Origin of the sequence: Lentzea sp. CC55, assembly GCF_021056325.1 — a bacterium.
Taxonomy (GTDB): domain Bacteria; phylum Actinomycetota; class Actinomycetes; order Mycobacteriales; family Pseudonocardiaceae; genus Lentzea; species Lentzea jiangxiensis.
Window position 1 is genome coordinate 245417 of the sequence record NZ_JAJCXE010000008.1, and the last position, 15796, is coordinate 261212.

General features: G+C 72.1%; 12 protein-coding genes. 5 read left to right on the top strand and 7 right to left on the bottom strand.

Annotation, left to right across the window (positions count from 1 at the left end; translation table 11 throughout):
* Positions 1–7: 7 nt before the first annotated feature.
* Complete coding sequence (locus tag L6E10_RS06265; RefSeq protein WP_236217673.1) at positions 8–556, bottom strand: anti-sigma factor; 549 nt, start codon at positions 554–556, stop codon at positions 8–10.
* Positions 557–754: 198 nt separating this feature from the next.
* Here L6E10_RS06265 and L6E10_RS06270 point away from each other — a divergent pair, with 198 nt between their 5' ends.
* From L6E10_RS06270 to araD, 3 genes are read left to right on the top strand one after another with little or no spacing between them, the layout of a single operon-like run.
* The gene (locus L6E10_RS06270; RefSeq protein ID WP_236217675.1) at positions 755–1402 is read left to right on the top strand and encodes a GntR family transcriptional regulator; all 648 of its coding nucleotides are present in this window, start codon (positions 755–757) and stop codon (positions 1400–1402) included.
* Positions 1389–2294 carry a dihydrodipicolinate synthase family protein gene (locus L6E10_RS06275; protein ID WP_236217677.1) on the top strand — a complete coding sequence of 302 codons (906 nt, stop codon included), beginning with the start codon at positions 1389–1391 and terminating at the stop codon, positions 2292–2294. The genes L6E10_RS06270 and L6E10_RS06275 overlap by 14 nt, the downstream gene beginning before the upstream one ends.
* On the top strand, positions 2291–3997 hold the full coding sequence (gene araD / locus L6E10_RS06280; RefSeq protein ID WP_236217679.1) for an L-arabinonate dehydratase: 1707 nt from the start codon (positions 2291–2293) through the stop codon (positions 3995–3997). Before L6E10_RS06275 ends, araD begins: the two co-directional genes overlap by 4 nt.
* On the opposite strand, the gene L6E10_RS06285 is transcribed toward araD, so the two are convergent.
* Complete coding sequence (locus tag L6E10_RS06285; protein WP_236217681.1) at positions 3994–4869, bottom strand: alpha/beta fold hydrolase; 876 nt, start codon at positions 4867–4869, stop codon at positions 3994–3996. The two genes, araD and L6E10_RS06285, sit on opposite strands and share 4 nt — an antisense overlap.
* Positions 4870–5068: 199 nt before the next feature.
* Here L6E10_RS06285 and L6E10_RS06290 point away from each other — a divergent pair, with 199 nt between their 5' ends.
* Positions 5069–6052 carry a substrate-binding domain-containing protein gene (locus L6E10_RS06290; protein WP_236217683.1) on the top strand — a complete coding sequence of 328 codons (984 nt, stop codon included), beginning with the start codon at positions 5069–5071 and terminating at the stop codon, positions 6050–6052.
* A 180-nt stretch (positions 6053–6232) separates the two neighbouring features.
* Here the strand turns inward: L6E10_RS06290 and L6E10_RS06295 are convergent, their stop codons facing one another.
* From L6E10_RS06295 to L6E10_RS06310, 4 genes are read right to left on the bottom strand one after another with little or no spacing between them, the layout of a single operon-like run.
* Positions 6233–8014 (bottom strand): long-chain fatty acid--CoA ligase, encoded by a 1782-nt coding sequence (locus L6E10_RS06295; protein ID WP_236217685.1) that lies wholly within the window; start codon positions 8012–8014, stop codon positions 6233–6235.
* Positions 8015–8049: 35 nt separating this feature from the next.
* Positions 8050–10188: a molybdopterin-dependent oxidoreductase gene (locus L6E10_RS06300; RefSeq protein WP_236217687.1), complete on the bottom strand. Its 2139-nt coding sequence runs from the start codon at positions 10186–10188 to the stop codon at positions 8050–8052.
* Between the two features lie 34 nt (positions 10189–10222).
* Positions 10223–10867, bottom strand: coding sequence for a zinc-binding dehydrogenase (locus L6E10_RS06305; RefSeq protein ID WP_236217689.1), 645 nt, complete (start codon positions 10865–10867; stop codon positions 10223–10225).
* 54 nt (positions 10868–10921) lie between these two features.
* The gene (locus L6E10_RS06310; protein ID WP_236217691.1) at positions 10922–11899 is read right to left on the bottom strand and encodes a polyprenyl synthetase family protein; all 978 of its coding nucleotides are present in this window, start codon (positions 11897–11899) and stop codon (positions 10922–10924) included.
* A 93-nt stretch (positions 11900–11992) separates the two neighbouring features.
* Here L6E10_RS06310 and L6E10_RS06315 point away from each other — a divergent pair, with 93 nt between their 5' ends.
* The gene (locus tag L6E10_RS06315) at positions 11993–12940 is read left to right on the top strand and encodes an MASE1 domain-containing protein (protein ID WP_236217693.1); all 948 of its coding nucleotides are present in this window, start codon (positions 11993–11995) and stop codon (positions 12938–12940) included.
* Positions 12941–12954: 14 nt separating this feature from the next.
* Here the strand turns inward: L6E10_RS06315 and L6E10_RS06320 are convergent, their stop codons facing one another.
* Complete coding sequence (locus tag L6E10_RS06320) at positions 12955–15759, bottom strand: LuxR family transcriptional regulator (protein ID WP_236217695.1); 2805 nt, start codon at positions 15757–15759, stop codon at positions 12955–12957.
* Positions 15760–15796 lie beyond the last annotated feature (37 nt).

Below are 15796 nucleotides of genomic sequence, written 5' to 3' on the forward strand. Positions count from 1 at the left end.
TCCTGCCCTACCCGGCCGTCACCAGCGGCTGCCGGTCGTGGTTCACCACGCTGACCCCGGCCACGTCCCCCGCCCGCACCATCGCGGACCCGGCCAGCGTCACCTCTCCCTCGTGCGCCCTCCAGGAGCCAGCGGTGAAGGTCCGCCCGTCCTTCGTGTGCACGACGAGCCAGCAGGCTTCGCCGTCCCGCACGCCGTCGACCGTCGCCACCAGCCTCAGGCCGCCTTCGGTTTCGGTGACCCGCACGGCCAGGTGGGCGCCGTCGGCCGAGGTCCCCTGCAGGACCGCGTCCTCGGTGCCGCCCACGCCCATCCCCTGGCCCATCCAGACGCCTCCGGCGAGCACGCCGGCGACGACCAGGGTCGACGACACGGCCGTGATGCGCCCACGGCGGCGCACGGCCTGGTGTCGCTCTTCGCGGACTGTGCCCAGCGTGCGCCGGAGCAGGTCGTCCGCGTTCGGTGGAGGCCCGTCCAGCGCGGCCTCCGGTGGCAGTTCTTCCATCAGCATGTCGTTCTCGTTCAACTCGTCGGTGCCCAGGACGTTCGGTGCCATGCGCTGGCGGACGCGGCAATGGACACGGTCACGCGGAACGAACCACTCACATTTCTCCTTCTCCGGTCCCGCGCGCGGCGGTGACCAACACCTTCAGAACGAGCCGCCGAGGGAGTTGGTTCAACTCGGGTACGTCGAGGTCGCGCAGCCCACACCGTGAGCTTGACCAGCGTTCTACCTGCGTTTACGCTCTAATATATGATGTATGACCGCGCTGGTGCACTTCCGGCGTCGCGGACGGACTTCGTTCTGGAATCGATCAAAGAAGCGATTCTCCACGGAAAGCTGAAACCCGGTCAGGCGCTCGTCGAAAGCGAACTCGCCGCGACGCTCAACGTCTCGAAGACGCCGGTGCGGGAGGCGCTCAAGACGCTCGCCGGCTCCGGGCTGGTCGCGATGAGCCCCTACAAGGGCGCCACGGTCCGGATGGTGGACGCCGAGATGGCCGCGTCCGTCTACGACGTGCGCCTGCTCCTGGAGCCCGAGGCCCTCCGCCGCTCGGTGCGGCTGCGCGCCGACTTCTCCGAGGCCAGGGCCGCGCTCGACGACACGGGGGACCTGGCGCGGCGCAGTCTCGCCAACCGGCGGTTCCACCGCGCGCTCTACGCGGGCTGCGGCAACCCGTTGATGGTCGAGATCCTCGACGGGCTGCGCGACCGGACCGCGCTGATCACCGTGGCGGGCTGGGGGCTCCGCCCGACCTGGGAGGCGGAGGACGCCGAGCACCGGGCGATCCTCGCCGTCGCCGAGGAGGGGTTCGCCGACGAGGCGGCCGACCTGCTGCGCCGCCACGTCCAGACCTTCGCCGACCGAGTTGTCGAGGAGCTCCCCGATGTCGTTCGATGACCTGACCGAGCAGCTGGCGTCCGTCGTGGCGATCATCGTTACGCCGTTCGACGCGGACGGTGCGGTCGACGAGAAGAGCTATGCCGCGATCGTGGACCGCGTGGTCGACGGCGGTGTCCCGGTCGTCACGCCGAACGGCAACACGAGCGAGTTCTACACGTTGTCCGCCGCCGAGACCGAGCGCGCGCTGCGGGTCGCGGTCGACACCGTCGGGGACAGGGCCGCGATCGTCGCGGGTGTCGGGCACGACCTCGACTCGGCGACCAGGGCCGCGCGGTTCGCGGACCGGGCGGGGGCCCGGGGCGTCATGATCCACCAGCCGGTGCACCCGTACGTGTCGCTGGACGGGTGGGTGGACTACCACCGGGCGATCGCCGAAGCGGTGCCGGAGCTCAGCGTGGTCCTGTACGTGCGGAACCCGCGGATCGGCGGCGCGCAGATCGCGGCGCTGGCGGACGCGTGCCCGAACGTCGTCGGCGTGAAGTACGCGGTGCCCGACCCGGTGCGGTTCGCGTCGGTCGCGCGGGACGCCGGGCTCGACCGGTTCACGTGGGTCGCGGGGCTCGCCGAGCTGTCGGCTCCGGGGTACTTCGCGGTCGGGGCGACGGGGTTCACGTCCGGGCTCGCCAACGTCGCCCCCCAGCTGCCGGTGCAGATGTTCAGAGCGCTCCAGGTGCGCGAGTTCGGGGCGGCGATGGAGATCTGGGAGTTCATCAGGAGGTTCGAGGAGCTGCGGGCGGCGGACGAGTCGGCGGGCAACGTGTCCGTCGTGAAGGAAGCGTTGGCACAGCTGGGGTTGTGCCGCCGGGACGTCCGGCCTCCCGCGAGCGCGCTGGACGAGGCCGGCCGGTCGGCCGTCGGCGTGCTGCTGAACTCGTGGAGCCTGCTGTGACGTTGCGCAGCGGGCAGTGGTTCGACGGCGAGGGGCTCAGGGCGTTCTCGCACAACGCCCGCATGCGCCAGCTCGGCCTCAACGCGTCCGAACACCTCGGCAAACCGGTGATCGCGATCCTCAACACGTGGAGCGGCATCAACCCGTGCCACATGCACCTGCGCGAACGGGCGCAGCAGGTGGAGCGCGGCGTCTGGCAGGCGGGCGGCTTTCCCCTGGAGTTCCCGGTTTCCACGTTGTCGGAGACGTACCAGAAGCCGACCCCGATGCTGTACCGGAACATGCTGTCGATGGAGACCGAGGAGGTCCTGCGCTCCTACCCGGTCGACGGCTGCGTGCTCATGGGCGGCTGCGACAAGACCACGCCCGCGTTGCTGATGGGTGCCGCCTCCGCGGGCCTGCCGACGGTCTTCGTGCCGGCCGGGCCGATGCTGCGCGGTCACTGGCGGGGCGAGAAGCTCGCGTCCGGCACGGACATGTGGCGGTTCTGGGACGAGAAGCGCGCGGGCACGATCTCGTCCGGTGACTGGGCGGAGATCCAGGCGGGGCTGGCCCGCTCCCCCGGCACCTGCATGACGATGGGCACGGCCTCGACGATGACCGCCGCGGCGGAAGCCCTGGGGCTGACGCTGCCGGGGGCGTCGTCGATCCCGGCCGTCGACTCGGCGCACCACCGCATGGCTGCGGCGTCCGGGACGCGGGTCGTCGAGATGGTGCGCGAGGGCCTGACGATCGCCGATGTCCTGTCACCGCAGGCGTACGAGGACGCGATCCGGACGGTCCTCGCGCTGGGCGGCTCGACGAACTCGTACATCCACCTGATCGCGATGGCCGGGCGGTCGCAGATTCCGTTGTCGCTGGCCGACTTCGACCGCCTGTCGCGGGAGACGCCGGTGCTCGCGTCCGTCCAGCCCGCGGGCGAGCACCTGATGGAGGACTTCTACCTCGCCGGGGGGTTGCGCGGACTGCTGTCGCGGTTGCGGGAGTCGTTGCACCTTCAGCGGATCACGGTCACCGGGCGGACGTTCGGCGAGGACCTCGAAGGCGCCGAGGTGCACGACCCCTCGGTGATCCGCCCGCTGGAGAACCCGATCTCCCCCGAGGGCGGGCTGGCCGTGCTGCGGGGAAACCTGGCCCCGGACGGCGCGGTCGTCAAGTACGTGGCGGCTGATCCCGCGCTCTGGCGGCACACCGGGCCCGCCGTGGTCTTCCACGGCTACCGGGACCTGCAAGCGCGCATCAACGACCCGTCGCTGGACGTGACGCGGGAGTCGGTGATCGTGCTGGCCGGTGGCGGGCCCAAGGGCGGGCCCGGCATGCCGGAGTACGGGATGCTGCCCATCCCGGACAAGCTCCTGCGCGAAGGGGTCCGGGACATGGTGCGCGTGTCGGACGCGCGGATGAGCGGAACTTCCTACGGTGCCTGCGTTCTGCACGTCGCACCCGAGGCGCACGTCGGCGGGCCGCTGGCGCTGGTGCGGGACGGCGACCTCGTGACGCTGGACGTGCGGGCGCGCGTGTTGCGCCTGGAGATCTCCGACGAGGAGATGGAACGGCGCAGGGCCGCGTGGACGGCGCCGCCGCCGAAGTTCGAACGCGGGTACGGCGCCCTGTACTACGAGCACATCACGCAGGCCGACGAGGGCTGCGACTTCGAGTTCCTGTCACGGCCAGGGCGCAACCCCGAGCCGAACGCGCACTAGCCCTTCGACTCGACGCGGCCGGAGGTGGGCCCGACCTGCTTCCAGTCGGCGGTTCCCAGCAACTGACCGCGCAGGTAGGCCGTGATCAGCCGCAGCACCTCCGCGACCCGTTCCGGGCTCTCGTCGGTGGTCTCCGCGACGTCGTAGCCGGAGACGCCGCCGAACCCGTGCTCGGCGCCGGACAGCACGACCAGGTCCTTCGGACCGGGCGAGAGGTGGTACGGGTCCTCGTGCCACGCCGGGCCGTTCGCCGACAGGTGCTCCGACCCGTCGCTGTCCCCCGCCACGACGAGCGCGGGCGTGGTCATCTCGCTGAAGTCCGTGGTCGTCATGAACGGGTAGCGCTCCAGGACGAGGTCGGTGAGCCCCTCGCCGCGGCCGGTCGAACCGAGCAGCACGCCCGCCCCGATCCGGTCGTCGCGCAGGCTCACGCCCTCGGTCCGCATGCCGAGCAGCAGGCTCGCGGTGTGGCCGCCCATCGAGTGGCCGACGACCGCGATCCTGGTGCGGTCCAAGCGGTTCCGCAGCTGCGGCACGGCCTTCTCGACCTCGTCGAGCCGGTCGAGGACGTGGGTCATGTCCTCGGCGCGCTCCCGCCAGAACAGCGGCGCGCCGGGGGTGTCCTGCGGCAGGGCCAGGGACCTGCTGCTCAGGTGCGTGGGCTGCAGGACGGCGAAGCCCTGCTCGGCCAAGTGGTTCGCGACCGGCGCGTAGCCGTTGAGCGAGGAGAGGTGGTTCGAGTAGCCCTGCCCGTGGGACAGCAGGACGATCGGCAACTCCTCGCCCTCGGTCGGCGCGGAGACCTTCAACTGCAGGTCGACGGGACGGCCGGGGACTTCGAGCACGACGGGGCTCACCGTGAAGACGGTCATGGGGGTTCCTCCTGGGATGCGGCCGACTCAAGCGGAGCGACGTTCCGGAACTATATGGAGCACCGTTCCGCTTTGTCAACCGCGGCTGGACGGCACCCGCGTCCAGAGGCCTGCCCGGGGAAGCCTCGCGGACTCGCAGCCCCGCTTCACACCCCACCGGTCATGATTGGCCCAACCGGCAGCTGAGGGTGAGGTACCAGTGGCAGTCACCATCCGCGACGTGGCTCGGAGAGCGCACGTGTCGGTGGCCACCGTTTCGCGTGCGCTGACGTCTCCCGACCTCGTCCGGCCGGAGACCAGGGCGCGGGTGCTCACCGCCGCCTCGGACCTCGGCTACCAGCCCAACCGGGCCGCGCGGGGGCTCATCACCGGCAAGACCGGCAACATCGGCATCGTCGTGCCGGACCTCGGCAACCCGTTCTTCACGGGCGTGCTCAAGGCCGTGCAGGCGCGGGCGATGCAGGCGGACCACGCGGTGTTCGTGGCGGACAGCGACGAGGACCCCGTCCTCGAGGCGAAGCTGGTGCACGCCATGGCGAAGCAGGTCGACGGCGTCGTGCTCTGCTCGCCCGGCCTGGAGGACTCGCAGGTGCGGGAGGTGGCGGGGGTGACCTCGCTGGTGCTGCTGAACCGGCGGCTGCCCGGTGTACCCGCGGCGCTGATGGACTCGGCGGGGGGAATGCGATCGGTCGTCGACCACCTCGTCGCATTGGGACACCGGCGGATCGCCTACCTCAACGGCCCTCGCACCTCCTGGTCCAACCAGGAGCGTCGCCGCGGGCTCGCGGAAGCCGTGGCACGGCACGGGGTGCACCTCGCCGACCTCGGGCCGTTCGCGCCGCGCTACGAGGGCGGGCTGCAGGCGGCCGACCTGGCGGTGGCGGCCGGCACGACGGCGGTCATGGCCTACAACGACGTGATGGCGCTGGGGGTGATCGCGCGGTTGCGCGACCGCGGCATCTCCGTGCCCGGCGACGTGTCGGTGACCGGGTTCGACGACCTCGTGTACGCGGCGCTGAGCTCCCCCGGCCTGACGACGGTGGCGATGCCGGTGGCGCAGGCCGGGCGCACGGCGGTGAACCTGCTGCTCGACCGGCTCGGCGAGGACGGGACCGGGGCACCGCAGGTCGTGGCGGAGACGCAGCTGATCGTGCGGGGGACCACCGCGCCGCCGCGGAGGTGACCGCGAACGCAAGGCGGCCCCGGTGAGGGCGTCTGGGGGGAGTACGCCGTGACCGGGGCCGCGAAGCGGCTGGCCCGAGGGGGGAGGGGGCCTGGCGCCGCTTGGTGTCCCACTCTGCCCTGAGCGGAACGAATCCGCCAGGGTGGATGTACCTGTTTTTGGATTTCTCGTACGTACGGGTTACTCGTAGAGCCCTTCGTACAACGCAGAGTGAAGTCGGTGGACGACGTTTCGTTTGACCTTCAACGTTGGCGTCAGTTCTCCCTCCTCCTGCGACAGATCCCTGCTGAGCAGCACGAACTTCTTCACTTGCGAAACATTGGCGAAGTGCGAGTTCGCTTCGTCGACGACTTCCTGCAAGAGCGCTCGCACTTCCGGGTGACCCACCAATGATTCGACGTCGGAAGGCAAACCACGGGCCGTCGCCCACGGCACGATCTCGTCGGCGTCAAGTGTGATCAGCGCCACGCAGTAGGGCTTGCGGTCGCCGAACAACACCGCGTGCGAGATCCAGCGGGACTGCCGCAGCACGTTCTCCACGTTCGCCGGCGCGATGTTCTTGCCGCCCGCGGTGATGATGATGTCCTTCTTGCGGCCGGTGATCGTCACGAAACCGTCCGCGTCGATCTCGCCCAGGTCGCCGGTGTGCAGCCACCCGTCCCGCAGCGCCGCGGCCGTGGCCTCGTCGTTGCGCCAGTACCCCGCGAAGACGTGCGGGCCGCGCATGAGCAGCTCACCGTCCTCCGCGACCGTCATCTCGAGTCCCGCCACCCCGGTCGCGCCGACCGAGCCGAGCTTGAAGCGCTCGAGGGTGTTGATGGTGCCCACGGCGGTCGACTCCGTCATGCCGTAGCCCTCCAGCACCGGCACTCCGGCGGCGTGGAAGAACTGGAGCACTTCCCGCGAAATCGGCGCGGCACCGGAAAGGGCCTGCACGAGCCGGCCTCCGAACACCGCGCGCACGTTCGCGAACAACGCGTCGGCCTGTTCGAACGCCGCCGCCATTTCCGGCGGGACGGGTTCACCGGCCGAACGACGCCGCCGCACCTCCAGTCCCAATGCCACGGCCTGCGCGAGCTGGTCCGCGGGCACGGCCGAGGTGACGAAGGTGTAGATCTTCTCGAAAATGCGCGGCACCGACGGCAGGAAAGTCGGCCGCACCTCGGAAAGCTCCGGCACGACCGCTTTCACGTCGCCGCCGAAGTAGGCGAGCGCGCCACCGCGGTACATCGTCGCGAACATGGTGATCTGCGCGAAGACGTGGGCCAGCGGCAGGAACAGGTAAACGGTTCCGGTCATCGCGTCGATGCGGGTCTCCTCCGCGACCCGGCAGAGCGCGACCCAGTTCGCACTGGTGAGGACGCAGCCCTTGGGCGGGCCGGTGGTGCCCGAGGTGTAGATGATCAGACTCGGGTCCTCCGGCCTGATCGCGGCCCGGCGGGAGTCGAGCTCCGCGGCGAGCGGCGAGGTGCGGCCGGTGTCCTGCAGCCCGGCCACCGTCGGCCGGTCGCCCGCGGGGTCGATCGTGAGCACGGTGTGCAGCTCGGGGAGCTCGGCGCGGACGGCGTCGACCTTGGCGCACTGCCCGTCGTTCTCCCCCACCAACATCGACGCGCCGGAGTCGCCCGCCACCCAGGCGATCTCCTCGGCCGTGGAGGACGGGTAGATCGGCACGACCACGCCGCCGGCGGCGAGCACGGCCAGCTCGACGGCCGTCCACTCCGGACGGGTGTTCGCGAGCACGCAGACCCGGTCGCCCGCCCGGAGTCCGGCGTGGACGAACCCGGACGCGAGGTCCAGCACCAGCTCCGAGACCTCGGCGTAGGTCTGCTCGTGCCACCGCCCGTCCCGCTTGAACCGCCACGCCACCGCGTCGCCGTACGACTGCTCCGCGAGGAACGGCAGGTCGGCTATCCGGCGGACGGCTCGCACCGCGGTCGGGCTGGTGACTCCGGCGGTCATGGCGGCTCCTCGAAGGCGCTGGTGTCGGGGGAACTTCAGGCGGGCACGACCCGCACGCGGGTGCCGTTCAGCACGGCGGTGCCCGAGAGCGGGTCGATGCGCAGGTCGTCGGTGAGGAGGTTGACGTTCACGCCGGCGTGCTCGCGGGCGACGGTGAGCCGGGTGCCGGGCTGGTCGTGGCCCCAGCCGTGCGGCATCGAGACGACGCCGGGCGCGATGTCGGCGGTGACCTCGACCAGCACCTCGACCTCGCCGACGCGCGAGGTGACCTGGGCGGTGGCGCCGTCGGCGAGGCCGATGCGGACGGCGTCGGCGGGGTTCACCAGCAAGGTGCACAACGGCTTGCCCTTCACCAGCGCGGGCACGTTGTGCATCCAGGAGTTGTTGCTGCGCAGGTGCCTGCGGCCGACCAGGACCATCTCGGTCTCGGGCGTCCGCAGGGCCGCGAGCACGCGCGGCAGGTCGTCCACGATCGGCCGCGGGGTCAGCTCGACCTTGCCGGACGGCGTGCGCAGGATCTCGGGCAGCCGCGGGGTGAGAGGGCCGAGGTCGATGCCGTGCGGGTTGTCGAGCAGCTGCCGCAGCGAAATCCCGTACGCGCCGGTGCGGAGCTTGAGGTCCAGCAGGCGTTCCTCGCGCGTCTCGCCCTCGGGTTCGAAGTCGGCACCTGCCTTCTTCTTCAGCTCCGCCAGCTGGAACGCGGCGACGGCGTCGAGGTCGGCCGCCGGGCCGAGGCCGCTGAAGATGGTGGCGAGCCGGAAGAAGACGTCCGTCTCGTCGACCCTGCCCTCCTCCAGCGGGATGGCCGCGCGCGAGTACTTCGCGACGTTGCGCGTGGAGTTGTTGAGGAACGCGATGTCGTAGTGGTCGCGGCGGGACGGCGGAGGCGTCGGCAAGATGACGTCCGCGTGCCGCGTGGTCTCGTTGAGGTACGGGTCGACGCTGACCATGAAGTCCAAAGAGGACAGCGCCTCGTTCACGCGGGCGGAGTTCGGCAGCGACAGCGCGGGGTTGCCCCCGATCGTGAACAGCGCCCGCACCCGGCCCTCGCCGGGGGTCTCGATCTCGTCGGCCATCGTGACGGCCGGGAACTCCCCCATCACCTCGGGGTGTCCCTTGACCCGGCTGTGCCAGCGCCCCGTCGTGAACCCCTTGCCGCGTCCGGGTCCGCGCCCGCCGTGCGCGGGCAACGGCCACATGGCGCCGCCGGGCCGGTCGAGGTTGCCGGTCAGGACGTTGAGGACGTCGACTGCCCACGACGCGACCGTGCCGAACTCGACCGTCGTCGTGCCGATGCGGCCGTAGACCACGGCACGGTCCGCGCCCGCCAGTTCCCGTGCCAGCGCACGGATCGTCTCGGCGTCGATGCCGGTGCGTCCCGCGACCGCGGCCGGGCTGAACGGCTCCACGTGCGCGCGGATCACCGTGTGGTCGGTGATGTGCCCGGCCAGCTCCCGCAGGTCCACGAGGTCCTGCGCGAACAGCTCGTGGACGAGTGCCAGCAGCAGGAACACGTCCGTGCCCGGCCGGATCACCACGTGCTGGTCGGCCGCCTGCGCGGTGCGGCTGCGGCGCGGGTCCACGACGACGAACCGGCCGCCGCGCTTGCGCAGCGCCCGGAAGCGGCCCGGCGCGTCCGGCACCGTCCACAGGCTGCCGTTGGACGAGAACGGGTCGGCGCCCAGCACCAGCATGAAGTCGGTGCGGTCGATGTCCGGCACGGGGATCGAGAAGACGCCGCCGAACATGAGCCCGACCTGGACGTGCTTCGGCATCTGGTCGACGGTGCTCGCGGTGAAGACGTTGCGGCTGCCCAATGCCTTGCGCAGCGGTCCGGCGTAGAGGCCGCCGGCCAGCGAGTGCACGACGGGGTTGCCGAGGTACAGGGCGACCGTGTCGCGGTCCGGGAAGTCCTTCAGGCGTTCGTCGACGTGGGCGAAGGCCTCCTCCCACGTGGTCTCCCGGAACTCGCCGTCGCGCTTGACCAGCGGCACGGTGAGCCGGTCGGGGTCGGCGTCGAGCGTGCCGAGGGAGGCGCCCTTGGGGCACAGGAAGCCCTTGCTGAACTCGTCCTCGCGGTCGCCGCGCACCCTCGTGATCCGGTCGCCCTCGACCGTCAGCTCCAGCCCGCAGGTCGCTTCGCAGAGCGGGCAGGTCGTGAACACCGTCTTCATGCGTCCCCTCGAGTCAGCTTGTTACCAACCAGTACTAGTCGCCCGCCACCGGGCGCAACCGCCCGGCCGAGGTCAACCCGAACAGCTCACTCACGGCTCGCGCGACCATGTCCGGCCGGGCGAGGACGTGCTCGAACCGGAACCCGATGACGGCTCGTGAACCACCGAGAAGACCCGTGAGGGCAACGGATTCGTCCTGGTCCGCGCCGTGGCAGACGACCCTGCCGAACGGCGCGAGCGCGTCCAGCGAGGCCGTGAGGGCACCTCCCGGATCGAGCACGACGTCGACCTGGGCGCCCTCGTTCGCCCCGATCACCCGCGCGGCCAGGCCGTCGGGATCCGAGTCGACGGCGACGTCCGCACCGAGTTCCGAGGCCCGGTCGCGACCGGCAGGGGTGGACTCGGTCGCGATGACCCGACCGGCGGCGAAGCTGCGCGCCAGCTGGACCGCGATGGCACCGATCTCGCCGGCGGCGTCGTGCACGACGATCGACTCGTCGGGCCTGAGATGTGCGCACGTGCGCAGGAGGTGCCACGCCGTGGTGCCCGCTCTCGCCAGCACCAGCGCCTGCGCGTCGGTGACGCCCGCCGGGACCGGCAGCGCGAGACGGCCGGCGACCACCAGCACGCGGCGCCCGTCCTCCACGCGGACCTCGTCGACCGCCTCGGCTGTGCGCATGCGGTCCACCTCACCGGCCAGGCGGGGCGCGCTGTAGTGCGGGTTCCACAACAGCTAAGAATCGACGCTGCTCAGAGACCTGTAGTAGGCGAAGGCGAGCTTCGCGAGAGTGGTCAGTTCGGACGATTCGTACTCCCGCACGTGTGCCAGCGCGAGATCGACGCGGCGGTGGACCTCGGCCTCCGCCCATTCCCGCGCCCCACTGGCGGCGACCAGCGCGGCCGCCCTCCGGGTCTGCGCCTCGTCGAGCTCGACGCCCCGCGCGTACAGCTCGGCCAGTTCGGGTGCCGACCGCAGCGCGTGCACGACCGGCAGCGTCTTCTTGAGACGGGCGAGGTCGGAGCCGGTGGGTTTGCCGGTCGCCCGTTCGTCGCCCCAGATGCCCAGGAGGTCGTTGGCGCGCTGGAAGGCGATGCCGAGCTCGGTGCCGAAGTCGTGGAACGCCCGGACGGCGGCGGTGCCGGCGTCCGCGTTGAGCGCCGTCAGCGAGCAGGCCGCGGCGATGAGCGAGCCGGTCTTGCCCGCGGACATCCGCAGGCACTCGTCGAGGCTCACCTCGTCGCGCCGTTCGAAGCCGATGTCGAGGCTCTGGCCCTCGCACAGCTCGATCGCGCACTCCGCGAGCACGTCGGCTCCCCTGAGGCCGGACAGCGTCCGGATGCCGAGTGCCAGCAGCGCGTTGCCGACCAGGAGTGCCTCCGACGCACCGCACACCGTCCACAGCGCCGGACGACCGTGCCGTTCGGCGTCCTGGTCGTGCACGTCGTCGTGGATCAGCGTGAAGTTGTGCACCAGCTCCACGGCCGCCGCGACGGTGAGCGCCGTGTGCTCGTCACCGCCGAGCGCGCGCGACGTCGCGAGGACCAGCGCGGGCCGCACGGCCTTGCCGGTACCGCTGTCCGGCGCGTCCCAGCCGAAGTGGAGGACCGCGCGGTGCCGCAACGTGGCGGGCAACCGGCCGGCCTCCCGCTCCAGCAGGGGCCGGACGGCCCTGCGCGCGTCGTCGAGCAGGCGGTACCCGGTCGTGGTCATCCGGCGAACGTACCGACCCGCGGAGTGGGCCCAGGTGGGTACGTCCTGGGGAGGCGTATGGCCAACACGTGTGCACGGGTGGAGCATGTGTGGGTGAACGCCGCACTTCGCACCGCCGTCACCATCGTCGCGGTCGCGATCGCGTACTTCGCGACCGCGCGGGTCGGCCTGGTCCTGGCCCTCGTGGAGGGTCAGGTCACCCCGCTCTGGCTGCCGACGGGGATCGCCGTGGCGGCGCTGCTGGTGTCCGGTCGCCGGATCTGGCCCGGTATCACCCTCGGCGCGTTCGCCACCAACATCACCCTCGGCGCGCCCGTCGCATCGGCCCTGCTGATCACGGCCGGCAACACGGCGGCCCCGCTGCTCGCGTGGTACCTGCTGACGCGGTTCGGGTTCCGCCCCGCGCTCGACCGGCTGAAGGACGCGCTGCTGCTCGTCTTCGCGGGTGCGCTGGGCGCGATGCTGGTCAGCGCCCTGATCGGCACGGCGGCGCTGAGGATCGGCGGCGTGGTCGGGTGGAGCGACGTGCCGGCGGTCGTGTCGGTGTGGTGGACCGGCGACGCGATGGGCGTGCTGGTGTTCACGCCGTTGCTGCTCACCCTGCCCCGGCACTGGCGCGCCCCGCCCGCCCGGATCGCCGAGGCCGCGGTGCTCCTCGCCGCCACCGCCGTGATCGCGTCGTGGGTGACGACGTCGGGGTCGCGGCTGCTGTTCCTGGTGTTCCCGATGCTGATCTGGGCGGCGTTGCGGTTCCAGCACGCGATCGCCGCGCCGTGCGCGGTGATCATCTCCGTGGCCGCCGTGATGTCCGCCGCCGCGGGGAGCTTCGCCACCGGCGACCTGCCGACCACGATGATCGTGCTGCAGGCGTTCAACGGCTCGGTGGCGCTGACCGGGCTGATCCTGAGCGCCATCACCAGCGAGCGCGACGAGGCCAGGCGGACCGTCGAGCACGCGTGCGAGCAGCTGGCCGACACCGTGGCGCGCTACCAGGAGGAAGGAGTGCGCAAGCGGCTCGGCCGGCTCGTGCCACCGGCGTGACGCGGCGACCGGGTTCAGCGGCCCCGCATCCCGTCCAGCACGCGGGCGAGCTCCAGCCGTGACGAGACGTGCAGCTTCGCGTAGATCCGCGACAGGTACACCTCGATCGTGCGCGGGCTGTAGTGCAACGCCGCCGCGATGTCCCGGTTGCGCATCCCCTGCTGCACCAGCCGCGCCACGTTCTCCTCGGCCTCGGTGAGCAGCCCCGGCGCCCTCGACCTGGCCCTGGGCACCTTCGCGCCCAACGCCCGCAGCCTGCTCCCCGCCCGGCGCCGCAGCCCGTGCGCCCCGAGGCGCTGGAACGTCGTGTACGCCTCGACCAGCGCCGGCACCTCGTCGTCGCAGACCTCCCCCAGCGCGAGCCGGGCGCGGGCCTCCTCGAACACCAGCCCGCCCTGCGCGGCCTCGGACACCGCCTCGCGCAACGACTCCCCGTCCCGGCACACGATCCCGCCGACCCGGCGGAGGGTGGTGCGCGACCACGGCGACATCCTCGCGGGCGCCACCTCGGCCAGCCTCGCCCACGCCTTCTCCGCGGCCTCGGGCTGCCCGCGCTCCAGCTCGGCCTCGATCATCCGCGCGATCAGCACGCACGAGTAAGCGGCCTCCAGCCGTGTTCCCGCATTGTCTTCCAGCAACGCACACGCCTCGTCGACCTCACCGCGCGCGATCAGGTACTCGGCGAGCGACACCGCGTGCAGGCGCGAGATGTTCACCGACCGCGGTGCGGGCAGCACCGCGAGCCGCGCGGCGACGTCGAGCTCACCGCGCCACGTCCTGATCGACAGCTCGACCGCCTGCAGCACCCCGAGCGCCTGGTCGGCCTGCGCGGCCTCGACGTCGGGCCGCCACCGCCCGATGCCGTCCAGCGCCGCGTCCCACCGCCCGCCCAGCCAGTCGAGCGCGACCCGGGCCGCGACCCGTTCGGCGCGGAAGCCGTGCGACCCGACCTGCTCGGCCAGTTCCCCGGCCCGGCGCAGCCGCCAGGACGCGTCGTGCACCAGCCCCGCCAGCGCCGTCGTCGAGGCGCACACCGACAGCGCCTGCAGCTCCAGCACCGGCTGCCCGCCGCTGCACGCCAGCGCGCGGTTCGCGAACTCGACCGTCTCGTCGTGCCGGAACACCAGCGACGTCAGCATCGCGAGGTGCTCGAAGACGATCACGCCCTCGGCCGGTGAGCTGATCGGCAGCGCCTCGACCCTGGCGATCTCGGAGACGGCGTCGTCGTGCCGGCCGTTGTGGACGAGCAGCACGGCCCGCAGCGCTTGCAGCGACGCGGGCGCACTTCCCCGCGCGACCTCGACGTCCGCCAGCGCCAGGGCTTCCCCGGTCCGGCCGACCGAGAACAGCGACGCGATCACCGCCGTGGCGACCCGCGCACGTTCCGAACCGTCCGGGAGCGACTCCAGGGCGGCCAGTCCGGGCTCCACGGCCTGCGCGGGCCGCGACGCCCGAGCCAGCACCCGGCACCGCAGGGCCAGCAGGCCGGCTCGCTCGGGCGCGGTGCGCGGCAACAGCCGCAACGCCTTGGCGCACAACGCGGCCGCGGTCTCCGGCGCCGACCCCCTGGCCTGTGCGGCCGCCTCCGCCAGCACGCCCACCGCCACCCGGTCACCGGGCACGGCGGACTCCGCGAGGTGCCAGGCGAGCTGCAGGAGGTCGACCGGCAAGCCCTGTTCCCGGTCGTCCAGCAGCCGCGCGGAGATCACCGAGTGCAGGTGCCGCCGTTGCGCGGGGCCCACCTCCTGGTAGAGCGCCTCACCGACAAGAGCGTGCGAGAACCGATAACCGCGCTCGTCGTCGTGCACCACGATGTGCACGCGCAGCAACTCGTCGAACGCGGCGACCACGGTCTCCTCGGGCAACGACGCCACGCGGGCCAGCAGGGAGATCTGGTCGAGCCGCACCCGCCGGAACACCGCCACCGCACGGGCGACGACGCGGACCTCGCCCTCCAGCGGCGCGACCCTCCTGAGCAACGCCTCCCGCCGGGTCAGCCGGATCGCGTCCGGCGGCACCGCGAGCCGGGCCCGGTCCCCCACGACCGCCACGAGGTCCAGCTCCCGCAACGACCGGGCGATCTCCGTGACGAAGAACGGGTTCCCGTCGGCGCGCTGCCGCACCTCGCGCGCCAGCCCGTCGTCCACCGGGGTCTCGAGCACGGCCTCGACGATCCGGGCGACGTCCTCACCCGACAACGGGGCCAGTTCGAGGCGCAGCACCTCGGCGTGCTGCTCGACGCGGTCCAGCCGGCCGTCCTCGGCCGACCGGCTCGCGGTCACCACCACGACCGGTGCCGCCGGCACGCGCCTCAACGCGAGCCCCAGCAACGCGAGCGAGTCGTCGTCGACGTGGTCGAGGTCGTCGATCAGCACCGCGGCGGGCCGCTGGGCGGCGAGTCCGGTGAGCAGCCGCACCACCCGGTCGCAGGCCCGCCCGAACCACGCCCCGGAGTCCTCGGTGACCTCCAGCCCGGCCAGGACCTCCGCCCCGGCCCCACCGGGCGGCAACGACCGCACCAGCGCCGCCACCGCCCCGTACGGGATCCGCCTGCCGAGCACGTCCGACTCCGACGCGAGCACCGGGCAGCCGCGCTCCCGCAGCAGCCGCGCGATCTCGGCGAGCAGCGACGTCTTGCCGATCCCCGGCTCACCGCTGACCCGCACGAGCACGAGGCCGGTCGCCGGTGCCTGCTCGACCAGGTCGAGCACGGCCCGCAGCTCGGGTTCGCGGCCCACGAGCGTCGCGGCACGCGGCAGGGTGTCGGCGATGACGGCCTCCCGGCGGTGGTCTGCCCGAAGTCTTCCACGGCGGACCACCGCCGGAGGCGAGACGCGACCCACACCCGGCACGTGC

Bases quoted from the DNA above. Each gene is read 5' to 3' on its own strand.
- L6E10_RS06265 (WP_236217673.1), bottom strand. From the start codon at position 556: ATGGCACCGAACGTCCTGGGCACCGACGAGTTGAACGAGAACGACATG.
- L6E10_RS06270 (WP_236217675.1), top strand. From the start codon at position 755: ATGATGTATGACCGCGCTGGTGCACTTCCGGCGTCGCGGACGGACTTC.
- L6E10_RS06275 (WP_236217677.1), top strand. From the start codon at position 1,389: ATGTCGTTCGATGACCTGACCGAGCAGCTGGCGTCCGTCGTGGCGATC.
- L6E10_RS06285 (WP_236217681.1), bottom strand. From the start codon at position 4,869: ATGACCGTCTTCACGGTGAGCCCCGTCGTGCTCGAAGTCCCCGGCCGT.
- L6E10_RS06295 (WP_236217685.1), bottom strand. From the start codon at position 8,014: ATGACCGCCGGAGTCACCAGCCCGACCGCGGTGCGAGCCGTCCGCCGG.
- L6E10_RS06300 (WP_236217687.1), bottom strand. From the start codon at position 10,188: ATGAAGACGGTGTTCACGACCTGCCCGCTCTGCGAAGCGACCTGCGGG.
- L6E10_RS06305 (WP_236217689.1), bottom strand. From the start codon at position 10,867: ATGCGCACAGCCGAGGCGGTCGACGAGGTCCGCGTGGAGGACGGGCGC.
- L6E10_RS06310 (WP_236217691.1), bottom strand. From the start codon at position 11,899: ATGACCACGACCGGGTACCGCCTGCTCGACGACGCGCGCAGGGCCGTC.